Below are 13545 nucleotides of genomic sequence, written 5' to 3' on the forward strand. Positions count from 1 at the left end.
TTCATTAAAGATTTAATCATTCAAATTTTGGCCATGATCGCTGAACAAGAACACACTGAATCTAAACGACGCCAGGCACAAGGAATTAAGATTGCTAAAGAGAACGGTGTCTATAAAGGTCGTCCTAAATTATATAGCGCAGACACAAAAAATCCTCAACGACGTTTAGTTTATGAAAACATCGTTAAGGATTTAAATGAAGAAATTGCTATTTCAAAGATTGCGAAAGACTACAATGTGACGAGACAAACCGTATATAGAATAAAAAAAGACAGCATGATCAACGACGGATAGTTGGTCATGCTGTTGTTTCTATTTTATTTACTTACTTTTTGAAATACTGTTCTAACTTTCATCAATAACTCCTCAACCAAACTATCATGTGCTTTTTCCAAGAAAATACAATCTCTAGCTTCATAATCAATTGTCGTTAATTGATCTAATAATACTTTTCCTGTTGTCTTCATTTCATATTTTGAATTAATATTTACATATAACGGATAGTTTCTAGTTGTACTAGAAATAGGAGCAACTGTAACAACATTACTATAATCTGCAATAATATCATGACTTAAAACAATATAAGGTCTTTTTCCTGTTTGTTCGTGTCCAGATCGAGGTGCTGTATTCAATAATAGAATATCGCCTTGTCTAGGCTTTCTCACCATTTTTCATTACCTACTGCTTCACCTAAGTTTTGAATCGTCACATGATTTCTTTCGTCAGTATAATCTTCAAATAACTGCTCAATTGTTAATTCATTTTCTAAATTAGCAGCCTCGATGATTAGACGCTTTTGACCGTTTACTTCTTCTTGTATTATCTTCACTTTGTCTTCTGTATGAATTCCAAGATATTCCATAATATACTTTGGCAATCTAAGACCATTACTATTTCCCCATTTTTTTATAGGTAGCATTTCCATATTAGACACCTCTTTCTGTATATACATAGTATAACATATCCAAGAAAGAATGTATATACATAATTATCCTTCCCTATTAAATTAGATTAACATCCTATGAATTTTTGAACCAACAGAAACCTTACTTTATCTTTTATTTCTCTTGCTCAACTTCAATGTCCTTTTCTAAATTAAGTTTTTCAGCAGATAAACAGAACGGACAAAAAAGCATACCCTGTTGGGCTTTTCTATTTTTTTACACCATCTCTTTAAATTTTTTCTAATGTGGGAAAACTCAATCTAGTTTATGCAAAGAATATGGGGGTTCACAAACAGCCATCTCACGATGGATCAAACTCTATTCTAGAGTTGAAATGGAATCGGGAGAGCTTCTTACTGCCAAGCAAGTGAGGGAACTCCAAAAACAAAAGGCTACTTTAGAAGAGGAGAGCCTTATCTAAAAAAAAGCGATTGCCATATTCACGCCACACTCCACCAACGACAAAAGGCTATTTACTTACTTCAATCAGAACACACAATTTCTAAATTATGTCGTGTGCTAAAAGTCAATCGTAGTAGGTTTTATAAATAAACAACAGAAAACCTTCCGCACGCTTTCTTGAAAATCAAGAATTAAAACGCCATACATTCTCTTCATTAGAAGAGGTAAAACTTGCTCGTTTTAGATATATCGAAGTTTTTTATAATCCTAGAAGACCTCATTCAGCAATTGATATGCTTTCTCCAAATTTAAAAGAAGAACTACACTGGAAATCTCTTTTTTTCTGTCTACTTTATTGACATCTATCCACTAATTGCTTAAAAGATTCAAGGTTAGTGCTAGCACTTTGTTTTTCTTTACGTTCCATAATAACGTCATATACTAGTGCATACCCCCTTCTAGCCAAACGTTCTGTTCCGCTTTTTCTCTTTTCTTGTATTAATGGATACATAATAGCACTAATTATTGCTACTATTTTAGAAACTACTGCAATCTATTGAGCAATATTACCAATGTTCATGCAATGATCCTCCTTTAATATTTTTAATTATTCTTCAGAAACAATGGCCAGTCAATTATCAATAATTCTCCTTTAGAATTTTTGGGTACAATTTCTTCAATTGAATGTTCTTTTAATACAGAAAGATAACTATTTTCTGCTTCTTTTAAAATATCTAATGTTAGATTACCATACTTATCTACAAGTTTATCAGATAAAAACATTGTATGTATAACATCAGTTTTGACATTATTTAAAAAACTATCTGAATTTTCAACTGCTTTAAAGACATCATAGAATGTGATATCTCTTACTGACTTATTTAAAGAATAGCCACCTGTTTTTGATGCTTCAGATTGAATAATACCAGCATTATTTAACTTTTTAGCAATTTTCTGTAAATATGTGTGGGAAACTCCCATTCGCTGACTTATTTCAGAAGATTTTAAATAAGATTTTTCCGGTAATTCAGCTAGCATTACAAGAATAGCAACAGATTGGATAAATGAATTACTTAATTTCAAACAATTACACCCTTTCTAAAATCTATTGACTTTTAATATCTACAGTCGCACAACTAATATAGACTATATTAGTTATTCTTTCAATATAAATGGATTAAAAATTTGTCTTTTATAAAAAAATAGAGAAAAACTAGAGTAAGTAGAACCTAGATTTTTCTCTATCTTTATAGATATTTAAATATTTTAATTCCTCATATCCTTTCATATAATTTCTTACTTATTTTTTAAATTCTATTATTCTTAAAATGATAAGTTAGAACTACCTGACAATAAAATCCTTTAATCTATCAACTTCTACAATTTTTTTCTTTGTTTCTATCATTTTAAATTTTTAAAAATTTCCAATTTATAAAATTCGCATTTCTGTTGACAAATAAAATCTATAGATTTATTATATCCGTAGTCAAAAGACATCTACGGTTTGTGTGGGTTATAAAAATAAAGAGGTGTTTATTATAAAAAAGAAAATTGTTTTAGGATTCGTATTAATATTCTTATCCCTTATTCCAATGATTTATTCTGGATTGTTTTTAGGTGCATCATTAGATCCATATGGTAATATGGATCAGTTACCAGTAGCTATAGTCAATTCCGAAAAAAATATAATTCAAGAAAAATTATTTGAAGAAAAATTATTTGATTTAAAAGAAGAAACAAGTATGGATAGCGCGATGGAGAAGTTAAGAGATGGAAAAGTATATGCCATTATAAGTTTTGGTGAAGATTTTCAAGGTAAAATTACAACTTTTCCAAAGCTAAAAGAAAACGCTGAAATACAATTGATAACTTCTGAAGGACTTAATTCCTTTTCTTCAAAAGTCATCACTAGTACAATGAACCAATTTGTACAACATGTTAATGCAGAACTATCTTCTAAAATTATTGACAAAATGCAAGGCATGAATATTCCAGATTCAACTGGTTCTATCGTTAAATTACAGGTCAAAAATATTCATCCAGTAAAAAATAATGGTGAAGTAATGGCTCCATATCTATTTTCGTTAACACTTTTTGTTGCTGGGATATTTGTCAACCAATTTACAATGCGTAATTTGAAGAAAAAAGGAGAAAAATTTACAACGTACTGGACAAAACAATATGTTTTTCCTGTGATAATTGGCTTAGTTCAAGTACTTTTATTACTAAGTGGGAATTTCTTATTTATCCATATTCCAGTTAACTCACTCTATCAATTAATGGCTTTCTTATTTTTAACTTCTGCAACATTCTTGAGTATAATTGTAGGATTTAATAAATTGATTCCAGGAATTGGATCTTTAATTGTTTTAATTTTAACTATGTTCCAAACGTCAGCTGCAGCTGGCGTTTATCCTATTCTCTTAACCAATAGTCTATTTGAAAAAATTAATGCTTGTATTCCAATGACCTATACAATAAGAGGATTGAGAAGTATTATCAGTTTGGAAAGCATTAATTTAGCAGAAAATGTTTACGTATTAATCGGCTTCTTAATTTTTGGCCAATTCTTAATTTTACTTTCCTATTTAATACATGAACGACGCTTCAAAAAAACATCAAACTAAACAATAAAGGTGGGAGATAATAATGAGAATCTATAAAATTGATGCCGCTAAAAAAAGAAGGCGGAGATTAGAGAAAAAATTGACGTGCTTCCATATCCGACGTATTCTACTCGAACACGTATATTTTTCGTTTCATAACCATTTTCTTTTAAATATTTTTTGACTGTATTTGCGGTTGTTTTCATTTTCAATATCTCTCCTTGTTTTTGATTTTGCCAAGTTCATTTCAGCAAGCGATTTGTGGGTGGCGAAAAAATTTGATTTTAAAAAATGTTACTGGTTTATTGTTTAGATTTCTCCTTTTTATTGTTTGAACTTGGATCATTTCGAGCTGAGCTGATAGCGGTTTGGCGTGCTTATGATTTTCACCTGAAGCAGGCATAAAAAAAGGAAGTGCCGTAGGAAAAATTTTTGAGTGGTTTTCTCAAAAATTTTTCCACCCTTTTTTTATGAATGTGGAAGGTGTATAAGCACTCTCGCCAATTCGATAGCAGCGTTCTCCGCTCGTTTGACCCAAACAATCAATAGGATTGAAACAATGAACCAGCGCTCTGACATTTTTTTAAATCTAAAAAATATTCTGGTACAGAATATTTCCACTTACGGAAATCATTGCGTGCAATGAGGTTCCGCTTCTCTTATCTTTTGAACTTTTTAAGGAGTAACTACTTTGAAAAATAGACAACAAAAAAATCAGTTCAATTCCTTTTCAACAAGGTTTTGAACTGATTCATTCACGTTTATTTATATGCTATAATATGACCGACAGTAAAGTTTAATGACGGTGGCTATCCAATCGAAAGTGAGGTGGTGCGTATGATCGTACTTCCGAAATCTTATGAAAGGAGACGCCTTTTGCATCTTGCAGAAATCACTGCTTTGATTGTAGTAATTGCTACTTGTGGTAAAGCTCTTTTTGAGTTTTTAACCGCAATAGTAAAACTCATTCAAGCATTGACTGAAGCGAAAAAAAGCAAAAAGAAATAACCGTCACTTTAGCAGGAGCCGGTTATCTCTTTTAGATAATTAAAATTCTGTCACCGTCTTTAACGGTGCTGTCTAAGGGGAGTTGTTAGCGCAACTCCTCTTTTCATGTTTATTATAGCACGCTTTATAAAAGAAAACTAGATTCATGTTTTAGCCTCTAATGGAAAAATGGATCTCGTTTATTTATATGCTATAATGTGACCGACAGTAAAGTTTAATGACGGTGGCTATCCAATCGAAAGTGAGGTGGTGCGTATGATCGTACTTCCAAAATCTTATGAAAGGAGATGCCTTTTGTCCGCATATGAGACAATTCAAACTATTCTTGGCTTTGGTATGTTTACCATTGCTTTGATTGGTTTGGTTGTATCCATGCTTAAACACGACAAAAAGAAATAGCCGTCACTTTAGCGAGCAGACTAGCTATTTCTTCTTGAAATATTTAGATTAAATCGTCACCGTCTTTAACGGTGCTGTCTAAGAGGAGTTGTTAGCGCAACTCCTCTTTTCGTTTTTATTATAGCACGCTTTATAAAAGAAAACTAGATTCATGTTTTAGCCTCTAATGGAAAAATGGATCTCGTTTATTTATATGTTATAATGTGACCGACAGTAAAGTTTAATGACGGTGGCTATCCAATCGAAAGTGAGGTGGTGCGTATGATCGTACTTCCGAAATCTTATGAAAGGAGACGCCTTTTGCATCTTGCAGAAATCACTGCTTTGATTGTAGTAATTGCTACTTGTGGTAAAGCTCTTTTTGAGTTTTTAACCGCAATAGTAAAACTCATTCAAGCATTGACTGAAGCGAAAAAAAGCAAAAAAAAGTAATCGTCAAACTTTAGCCGGAGCGACGATTACTTTCATGTAATATAAACTCTGTCACCGTCTTTAACGGTGCTGTCTAAGAGGAGTTGTTTGCGCAACTTCTCTTTTCATGTTTATTATAGCACGCTTTATAAAAGAAAACTAGATTCATGTTTTAAGTTACCAATTGATATGTGAATCATCCAAAATCAATTCCTCCAATCGTTCTCGAAATTCATTTTGTGAGAAAATATGAAAACAAGAAAAAACATCTTCTGCATTGACTGCTCGATCCTCAATTTCTTTTTTTGTATCTTTCCAGTTCTTCTAAAATAATAGTTGAAGGCGAGACATAAATTAAATGGGCATCTTTATGTTTGTTCAAATGATTAATATATTTTACAAACACACTTTCCCTTTCCTTGTATCGACGTTTCGTTTTAATCGTCAACTCAATTTCAAAATACCAGTTAATACTTTTTCCTGTCTGTGATTCAAAACGTAAGAGAAAATCAGAAACAAAAAATAAACGCTTATTTTTTACTTGGCTGCATGTCCTTTACTTCGTAAACTTGTTGACGCTCACTTTGAATGTAACGCAAATGTTTTTGAGCTCCAACAACTTTTAAAGTTTCAAGCAAAGCCTCATTAATCATCAAGCAATGGTACCAGTTGTATTTTGGAACTTTTACTAAGGGATAGTATCCTTGAATTGATTGATAGCCAATTCGTTCCAAATAGTACACCTTCGTTTTTTTATCGTTGTCAGAAAGAAAACAATCAATCAATTCATCTTTTTTTAAAGATACCAAGTGATTTCGGCAGTCCCAAGTTTTGGTGGGACGTTGACGGTAGGGTTGTTGCTTTTTCTTTTAACCTTATTCTTTTACTCTTTTAGTCTTTTATTATTTTTATCTTTTTTATTTTTCTCTCACTTCTTTAGTCATTATCTTAGGCGGGCTTAGTTGATGGGCACTGGACTTTTTGTTAGTTTTTTTTGTCATTGTCTAGATCATGGAAGACTCATTGAAGATTCAATGAAGGGTCATAGAAGACTCATTGCCAAAATAAAGTGTTTATTTTTGAGTGCTTCTATGTTCCTTCAGCTATTTCACACTGGGTTCCTAACGTATACTTTACGTATTGGTTCATGACTATTTTGCCCTTTCCGATAGAAATAAAACTCACCTGTTCGTAAACTTTTTAGGTCGTTCGGGTGGATATTGAACTTGTCGACCATGCGTTTTGTTCCACGTTCACCTGACCACGAAGTCCTGTTCAAATTGTTAAAACCATCCGCTTGTTCAATCATTTCAGTGAGTTCTAAGTCACGATAAGTACCGAAAATTTCCGCCCAATAACTCGCTTCGTCCTTCTCATTTGCCTGTCCGACCATATATGTGTTGACGTTCCCAACTAGTTGTTTCATGAGTGATTCATCAATTTTCGCAATGTCTGTCATAGTTTGTGGACTGAAGATAGCGTGAACGCCTGCTCCACGTGCCTTGTTTGCAATCGCTATAAAGGACTCGTCCAGATAGCTGGCTGGTTCATCAAATAGTGTGAGAATTTCCTTCTTTTTTTCGGTTCCTCTATAGATTTCTGCTGTTAAATGTTTCAAGTCTCCAATGATAAAATGTGCCAATTGCTTGATGAATTCTTCATAGATTAACCCGTTCAATGATAAGTAAACTAACTGATTCTTACGATAAATTTCTTTGAAATCCAGTTCCAGTTCACAATGTTTTGTATCGAATAACTGCCCCACTTCACTATCAATCAACATGTTTATATTGGTCTGAAGTGACTCTGAAGTCGCATACAAATAGAACGGACTTTCCTTATATTCGTACCGAATGAATAACTGATTGAATAGCTTGCGATGGGTTTCTGATAACTCGTCAAACTGTTTATCGAATACAACGAGAACTATCTTAAGAGTTTCTTTTGTAACACACTCTTTTAAAGGAGCTACGATTCACCAGCGTCCCTTACTAATTTAATACCTTTTGTTCATCTAGTTGTAGTACTCTGTCCACTTTAATTATTTTGTTGTTTTTTCTAAAACGCTTGGTACCTGACTCGAAAATAGCATATAAACTATTTTCTTTAGAATAAATCTGCTCTAAATAAGGTGGTGCCTCAATCTCCTTAACTAAATCTTCTTCCAAAGAGAGTGAATTCTTTTCATCATTATAAATCAATATTTTCGATTTCTCTGATCCATAGGACTGAGAAAATAAAATATAGTTCTCATAGAATGTGACTCCTTGAATTTCTTTATTAATGTTATACGTCTGATCTGGTTTATCCTCAATTACGATTTTTCTATCAGATGTTTGCTTGACCGTTCCCTGTTCATTCAAAGTATATCTATTCATTTTTCCATGTCTCTTATCAGAAAAGTCACCTATATAAAGAGCATGATTCTTATAGCCAATAAAAGATGCTTTATTTAAGTCAGTCAAATCAATTGTCTGGTTGTATTCAATAGGCTCATAGTTCTCACTGAATCGATATTTTTTTAAATCGGATAAAGAAATGGATGAAATCCTTGCTGTGGAAGTATTCCTTTTATCATTACAAACCCAAATATTTTGATTGACCGGATCATAGATAATACCTCCCACATGTGGATTACCATCCAAGACCACGGTCTTTATATACGAATGTGTCTTATTATCTAAAACATAGATCACTGAATTGTAATCCTTTTTGTGACTATAAGCGCTAATTAGCACATAGTCTTCTGCAACTGTTATCCCTTGCGGATCCATCTCGTCACTAATTTCTTGTTTTCCTGTTCGATTCGCTTTTAAAGTTTCTGTTTTTAAGAGACCAGGGATAACGTATGTACCGCTATCTTGTTTATCATTAGAAAAAGCTAAATCGTAAAACACGGGCATCTTCTCTAATTCCTTCTTTTGTTCATCTAAAGAATAAAGCGTGGGCTTCACATTCGTTTGGTTTTTTCCGTTATCAGCCTCTCGATTTGAACAACCCGCTAAGCCAAGAATGAAAACACAAGCAAGGGCTAGTTTAACGTACCATTTCATAGAAGTTCCTCCTCAACTAAAAAAGGCATTTACTATCTAATGAATTGATTATTAGATAGTAAATGCCTAAAAGATTATTTCTGTGGTTCTAGTGGAAGATTCACGTTGAATGTGTGGGTTTCATCATCATCTGCTTTAAAGCCGATTTCTAAAGACTTTATTTCTTCCAATTTTTGTTCTTTTTTAATTTTGAAATGTAGATACCCATCTTTATGTTTGTCATGGGTCAAAACTTCGTCATCCCAATCATCCTCAAATACAAGCGCTTCAACTTTTTCTCCATCATTTAAAATCAAATAAGCTTTATCAGGTTTGATGTGTTTGTCCTTTGAGTCTTCATTATACATTTTATATTTTATAGAGAGCAATGTACTGAACTTATCATCATTTTTATCTTTGTATTTATCGACATTAACAATTTTAATGTGATCAATCACAAATTTTGTATCATCCCAATCAGAATTTTCATAATCTGTTTGATAAGAAACTTCACTCTTTATCTTAGGATCAATTCCATTCGTTACGATATCCTTGAAATACCCATCATCTTTCAATGTTACTTCGTCTACCGCAACTTTTGTGGATGAACTACTCACAACTGTTTCTTTTCCAGACTCATCCACGATTTTTCCTGATTCTTCAGTTTTTGAACACGCACCTAGTGTTACCAATGTGATTGCTGCAAAACACATTCCGATTATTCTTTTTGATCTCATACTGTTTTCCTCCTCAATATTAATATTGTCAGACATCCTCTGACTGGATATTCTTCAAACCAACTGATGGGTTTAAATTAGTAGATAGATGAATTGTTGCCAAATGTTCTTTGTCTTGTGACAATGGGTATAACAAAGTGAACCACGAAAGTCCAAAAGTTAGGGGAAGACTCTGTCACAATTCGCCAATTTTTTGAAGATAGGGTCACTGACTACATTTTACTAAGAAGAACTTACATAAAATTATTTACAGCCTCAATCAAACTTTTTTATAAGTCAAAAAATCGACTTGCATCGTGTAAAATATTTTTTATATCACGAATAGCTTGTTTTTGAGCGATGAACCGTTTAGCTTTGTTGGCATTACCAGTTAATGTATAAAGCTGTTTTTCAAGATCCTTTAATTTTTTATTGATTTTTTTTAAGGTCTTTACTTCACTTGAAGCCCAGTCATCAATAGCTTTTTCTTCATGAACTTCCTCTTTATCCTCTAGGTTACCAAGCTTAGCTTCATTTTCTAAAATATAAGAAATGTTTGCTAATGCAGCTTGTTGTTCTGAGTAAATTAAATCAATATCATCACTTGTATTGATAATATCCATGTCAGTATCAATATTAGTAATACTATCATTGATTTTTGATAATACTTTGCTTTCTTTTTTTTGAATGTTTACCATAATATAACCTTCTTTCAAAAATAATTATATAAATAAACAAAAAGCTTACAAATAAAAAAACGGACTAATTATGTACAATAAAATAACGCTACAAAAAAGTTAGAGATTCTTACATATTTAAAGATTTCTGATAAGTAGAAGACAGCTGAGAAATTAGGAATTGGATTTGTTTATCTACACAAATTACAGATCGATGAAAACTTTTAGTAAAAAAATATTATTAATTGATGCGCAAGTAAGGCTTAAAAATTTAATCAGTATTAATAAAAAAACAGAAGAATTATTTATGTGACTATGTGATTGTATTGTACAAGTCCTTTTGTATAGATAACTATGACTTGTTTATCTGGTATATTATATTTTAATAACTATATTAAATATAAAGCAGGTTCAAGGAGTAGAAATACGTTTCTTATGACAGACTGCTAAGAAATGGAGCTAATTATCATGAATATGTATAAATCAATAAATATGTTATTAAGGAAATTCGTTTTAATCTTAAAAAATGAAGATATGCGCAGTATCTTGTTTTTAATGGTAATTACATTATTTGTGGGGACTATGGGGTTTTTCTTAATAGAGGATCTTAGTATATTTAATTCCTTTTATTTAAGTTTTATTACCTTAACGACAATAGGCTTTGGAGATATACATCCAGTAACTATCTTAGGTAAAACATTTTTGATTATCTACGGAACTTTTGGAATGGGCGTGATGAGTATTTTTATTTCATCACTAGTAAAGTATTATATTCATTCACATGAGTCACATAAACGACATCAAAGTGATAAACATCAAGCATAATAATCAACTTTATTCTGTGGCTAATCAGACAAAGAAAATTCTGTAAAAATCAGAAAGAATCAGTATCTTATAATTTTTGAAGATACTGATTCTTTAATTACTACAGAGAACTTCAAAACAATAATCTTCCTGCAAGTTGGTGTGATAGCTATTCCCACGATGGAGGTGCCTCTTTAGCAATATGTTAATAAGGTTCTTTTATGGGAGGCAGGGTCAATGGTTGAGAATCATAAAATAGGTTCAGGAATCTACTCTCAAGCAATCCATAGAACATATAAACCTGATTTATTATTTTCACCACTAGATTGGAGTGTACTTATGAAAGCAGATAAAAACTTAGTTCCTTTGAATGATCATTGTTTTTCACTTTATACCACTTCTCGTGCCATTCAGAGACTTTATCGTCCAATGCTAGAGAAATATGGACTGACCTATCCTCAATAGTTGATCTTAGTCATCCTTCACGATGAAAACACCCTTTCAGTAAAAATGATTGGTGAGAAGTTAGATTTATCAAGCAATACTCTGACACCTCTATTAAAGCGAATGGACCAACACGGATTAGTAAAACGAATTCGCAGTAAAGAAGATGAGCGTGTATTGCTGATCACTATTACCAAACTAGGAAAAACGACTCGAGAAGAAGCATATGATCTTCCGAATATTTTATTAGACCGTTCAACCCTTTCTTTTTTCCGAATGGAACGAACTAAACCGCTTACTTGATCGTTTATTTAAAGACACAAAAAATTGATTAGTTAATTAAAACATAAATATTTAATTTTATAGTCCAGTAGGATATTTCCTATTGGACTATAACTCATTGGTATTTTAGCAGGCATCTTGTCAAAATTGCCTGCATAATAATAGATGGGTGTATTGCCAATATCTATTTTTTTATTAGATAAAATATAATGTTCATAATTTCAGTTCTTAACAACTCCTATCTTCATCGTTTAATTTTCATCAAAATTATTGATACTAATTAAGGGGCTACCACTTATAGAATCAGATTGAAAGAAGTTTTTATCACTAATTTATTTATTCGTTATGCTCAATTATTGCTCTACCATTCAACGGTTGAATATCCCTATTATTATGAGAGTATAGTTTTTTAAAAGATTCAATTTGCTCTGGTGATACTTCAATGTTGTTTTTCATAACATACCATTCAACATTTTCAGTTAATGGGGGTGTTGTTAAAGAACCTAAATAATGATAGTAACTTTTATTAGTAGGAATCATATCATTTAAATTCTTAATAGGTTCTGGTTTCTCCTTGTTCACATCATCCAACACTTCTTGAAATCCTTTGTTTTCTGTTCCTTCTGTAAAAAAGACGCCTATTACTGCGATTCGTCCATCTTGAGACATATTAACAAAATGAGCTTCGATGGGATAATGTTCACCATCAACAGTATGCTCACTTTCCGCATGAAAATGGAATTGACTTAATTCAAAATTTCTTCCGTTAATGATAGCTTGTCCTCCTCCAGTAACCTGGATACTGTGGCCATTATTTTCAACACTCGTGATATCCTTACTATAATCTAATGTAATTGTTCCATTATCTGGCGTCATTTTTTCAGTCTTATCCCCTATAATGTCAATTGGAGATTGCATTTTTCCAGAAGTAAATTCCCAATCTGCTTGATCATCATAGTCAACATGGCCTGATTTTTCTGCATGTTTTGATGCCTCTGTGGTTGCCCATTCTTTTTCTGACGAATTAATTGTAGTATTACTTGAAGAACATCCAACAAATAATACAACGGTGCAGTTCAAAAGTAACATAACGAGCACTTTTCTTTTCATTTTTCATCCTTCTTAATACTAGTTTTCTTCAATATACATGAAATTAAAGTATTTAAGTGTCATATTTAGTTATTTATAATACCTATTTTTACCCACTTGAATATAAAGTACAGCATCATGTCAAATAGTTAAAAAAATTTACCAATTTTTTATTTTTTCATAAAGAACATATTTTAAGATATTTTCCTCACATCCATGGACATATGCAGCAATCGGGGAATAGTTCTGGTGAAGTCACGGCTTACCAATAAACATCATTTACACCATCGCTAATATCTGGAATCACAGAAAATCCATAATCAACAAATCTAATGCTATACAAAAAAGCTTCGATTCATTCTTATTATATTTCCTATTTAATTCAGTTCCAGTTGTCTTTGCTTTGAATCTTTACTGTTACTGGGAGACGCTTAGTTCCTAGAGATAAAGTCATTTCATTTCAATTTATCATTTTTGGATAAAAAAAGAATTGTGAAATAAAAAAATCAGCTCAAATCCTTTTCAACAAGGTTTTGAACTGATTCATTTAAGTTTAATATTTGTAACTTGTTTTCCAATCAATCGATAGTTCATGAGCTATTTCAATACCATTTTTATACCCCTCGATATTTCTTAAATAATCAAGTATTTCTATTTTTTTTTTACATCATTATCGATAAAACAATTTATATCCATCTCAACCTCCAAAAGATTTAAAATAATAGTGTGCC

General features: G+C 31.9%; 18 protein-coding genes. 8 read left to right on the forward strand and 10 right to left on the reverse strand.

Translation table 11 applies throughout. The features are described 5' to 3' along the window. On the forward strand, positions 1–294 hold a 294-nt coding region (locus DOK81_RS10730; RefSeq protein ID WP_206910769.1), incomplete at its 5' end, for a helix-turn-helix domain-containing protein. A 23-nt stretch (positions 295–317) separates the two neighbouring features. Here DOK81_RS10730 and DOK81_RS10735 read toward each other — a convergent pair. The 3 genes from DOK81_RS10735 to DOK81_RS10745 all read right to left on the reverse strand — a co-directional run bounded on the left by DOK81_RS10735 (position 318) and on the right by DOK81_RS10745 (position 2429). After that, positions 318–668 carry a type II toxin-antitoxin system PemK/MazF family toxin gene (locus DOK81_RS10735; protein ID WP_206910770.1) on the reverse strand — a complete coding sequence of 117 codons (351 nt, stop codon included), beginning with the start codon at positions 666–668 and terminating at the stop codon, positions 318–320. Further along, positions 662–925 (reverse strand): PbsX family transcriptional regulator, encoded by a 264-nt coding sequence (locus DOK81_RS10740; RefSeq protein ID WP_206910771.1) that lies wholly within the window; start codon positions 923–925, stop codon positions 662–664. Before DOK81_RS10740 ends, DOK81_RS10735 begins: the two co-directional genes overlap by 7 nt. Positions 926–1949: 1024 nt before the next feature. Beyond that, positions 1950–2429 (reverse strand): Rrf2 family transcriptional regulator, encoded by a 480-nt coding sequence (locus DOK81_RS10745; protein ID WP_206910772.1) that lies wholly within the window; start codon positions 2427–2429, stop codon positions 1950–1952. 425 nt (positions 2430–2854) lie between these two features. Here DOK81_RS10745 and DOK81_RS10750 point away from each other — a divergent pair, with 425 nt between their 5' ends. Further along, the gene (locus DOK81_RS10750) at positions 2855–3973 is read left to right on the forward strand and encodes a YhgE/Pip family protein (RefSeq protein WP_206910773.1); all 1119 of its coding nucleotides are present in this window, start codon (positions 2855–2857) and stop codon (positions 3971–3973) included. Between the two features lie 47 nt (positions 3974–4020). Here DOK81_RS10750 and DOK81_RS10755 read toward each other — a convergent pair whose 3' ends face one another. Then, a complete protein-coding gene (locus DOK81_RS10755; protein WP_206910774.1) occupies positions 4021–4158 on the reverse strand; it encodes a hypothetical protein in 138 nt (45 codons plus the stop codon). Between the two features lie 670 nt (positions 4159–4828). Between DOK81_RS10755 and DOK81_RS12400 the strand changes: the two genes are divergently transcribed. The 3 genes from DOK81_RS12400 to DOK81_RS12405 all read left to right on the forward strand — a co-directional run bounded on the left by DOK81_RS12400 (position 4829) and on the right by DOK81_RS12405 (position 5791). Beyond that, entirely contained in the window at positions 4829–4960 is a 132-nt protein-coding gene (locus DOK81_RS12400) for a hypothetical protein (RefSeq protein WP_277988530.1), read from the forward strand. Between the two features lie 255 nt (positions 4961–5215). After that, entirely contained in the window at positions 5216–5359 is a 144-nt protein-coding gene (gene pepG1, locus DOK81_RS10765; RefSeq protein WP_347401446.1) for a type I toxin-antitoxin system toxin PepG1, read from the forward strand. A 300-nt stretch (positions 5360–5659) separates the two neighbouring features. Next, complete coding sequence (locus tag DOK81_RS12405; protein ID WP_277988530.1) at positions 5660–5791, forward strand: hypothetical protein; 132 nt, start codon at positions 5660–5662, stop codon at positions 5789–5791. Between the two features lie 509 nt (positions 5792–6300). On the opposite strand, the gene DOK81_RS10775 is transcribed toward DOK81_RS12405, so the two are convergent. From DOK81_RS10775 to DOK81_RS10795, 5 genes are all read right to left on the reverse strand, one after another. Next, positions 6301–6579, reverse strand: coding sequence for a hypothetical protein (locus DOK81_RS10775; protein ID WP_206910779.1), 279 nt, complete (start codon positions 6577–6579; stop codon positions 6301–6303). 299 nt (positions 6580–6878) lie between these two features. Beyond that, entirely contained in the window at positions 6879–7592 is a 714-nt protein-coding gene (locus tag DOK81_RS10780; protein WP_206910781.1) for a TraM recognition domain-containing protein, read from the reverse strand. 169 nt (positions 7593–7761) lie between these two features. After that, the gene (locus tag DOK81_RS10785) at positions 7762–8823 is read right to left on the reverse strand and encodes a hypothetical protein (protein ID WP_206910782.1); all 1062 of its coding nucleotides are present in this window, start codon (positions 8821–8823) and stop codon (positions 7762–7764) included. A gap of 74 nt (positions 8824–8897) precedes the next feature. Further along, entirely contained in the window at positions 8898–9539 is a 642-nt protein-coding gene (locus tag DOK81_RS10790; RefSeq protein WP_206910784.1) for a hypothetical protein, read from the reverse strand. 269 nt (positions 9540–9808) lie between these two features. Next, positions 9809–10216, reverse strand: coding sequence for a hypothetical protein (locus DOK81_RS10795; protein WP_206910785.1), 408 nt, complete (start codon positions 10214–10216; stop codon positions 9809–9811). A 447-nt stretch (positions 10217–10663) separates the two neighbouring features. Between DOK81_RS10795 and DOK81_RS10800 the strand changes: the two genes are divergently transcribed. The 3 genes from DOK81_RS10800 to DOK81_RS12350 all read left to right on the forward strand — a co-directional run bounded on the left by DOK81_RS10800 (position 10664) and on the right by DOK81_RS12350 (position 11746). Next, on the forward strand, positions 10664–11020 hold the full coding sequence (locus DOK81_RS10800; protein ID WP_206910786.1) for a potassium channel family protein: 357 nt from the start codon (positions 10664–10666) through the stop codon (positions 11018–11020). Between the two features lie 216 nt (positions 11021–11236). Beyond that, the gene (locus tag DOK81_RS12345) at positions 11237–11464 is read left to right on the forward strand and encodes a hypothetical protein (protein WP_242589998.1); all 228 of its coding nucleotides are present in this window, start codon (positions 11237–11239) and stop codon (positions 11462–11464) included. Positions 11465–11509: 45 nt separating this feature from the next. Further along, the gene (locus DOK81_RS12350) at positions 11510–11746 is read left to right on the forward strand and encodes a MarR family transcriptional regulator (RefSeq protein ID WP_242589999.1); all 237 of its coding nucleotides are present in this window, start codon (positions 11510–11512) and stop codon (positions 11744–11746) included. 315 nt (positions 11747–12061) lie between these two features. Here DOK81_RS12350 and DOK81_RS10810 read toward each other — a convergent pair whose 3' ends face one another. Further along, entirely contained in the window at positions 12062–12835 is a 774-nt protein-coding gene (locus DOK81_RS10810; RefSeq protein ID WP_206910787.1) for a carbonic anhydrase family protein, read from the reverse strand. Between the last annotated feature and the right edge of the window lie 710 nt (positions 12836–13545).

The organism is Enterococcus sp. DIV0660C, from assembly GCF_017316125.1.
Classification (GTDB): Bacteria; Bacillota; Bacilli; order Lactobacillales; family Enterococcaceae; genus Enterococcus_B.

What these genes read in the sequence shown, in the direction of transcription:
- DOK81_RS10735 (WP_206910770.1), bottom strand. Translation starts at nt 668, where the DNA reads ATGGTGAGAAAGCCTAGACAAGGCGATATTCTATTATTGAATACAGCA.
- DOK81_RS10740 (WP_206910771.1), bottom strand. Translation starts at nt 925, where the DNA reads ATGGAAATGCTACCTATAAAAAAATGGGGAAATAGTAATGGTCTTAGA.
- DOK81_RS10755 (WP_206910774.1), bottom strand. Translation starts at nt 4,158, where the DNA reads ATGAAAACAACCGCAAATACAGTCAAAAAATATTTAAAAGAAAATGGT.
- pepG1 (WP_347401446.1), top strand. Translation starts at nt 5,216, where the DNA reads ATGATCGTACTTCCAAAATCTTATGAAAGGAGATGCCTTTTGTCCGCA.
- DOK81_RS10785 (WP_206910782.1), bottom strand. Translation starts at nt 8,823, where the DNA reads ATGAAATGGTACGTTAAACTAGCCCTTGCTTGTGTTTTCATTCTTGGC.
- DOK81_RS10790 (WP_206910784.1), bottom strand. Translation starts at nt 9,539, where the DNA reads ATGAGATCAAAAAGAATAATCGGAATGTGTTTTGCAGCAATCACATTG.
- DOK81_RS10795 (WP_206910785.1), bottom strand. Translation starts at nt 10,216, where the DNA reads ATGGTAAACATTCAAAAAAAAGAAAGCAAAGTATTATCAAAAATCAAT.
- DOK81_RS10800 (WP_206910786.1), top strand. Translation starts at nt 10,664, where the DNA reads ATGAATATGTATAAATCAATAAATATGTTATTAAGGAAATTCGTTTTA.
- DOK81_RS12345 (WP_242589998.1), top strand. Translation starts at nt 11,237, where the DNA reads ATGGTTGAGAATCATAAAATAGGTTCAGGAATCTACTCTCAAGCAATC.
- DOK81_RS12350 (WP_242589999.1), top strand. Translation starts at nt 11,510, where the DNA reads ATGATTGGTGAGAAGTTAGATTTATCAAGCAATACTCTGACACCTCTA.
- DOK81_RS10810 (WP_206910787.1), bottom strand. Translation starts at nt 12,835, where the DNA reads ATGAAAAGAAAAGTGCTCGTTATGTTACTTTTGAACTGCACCGTTGTA.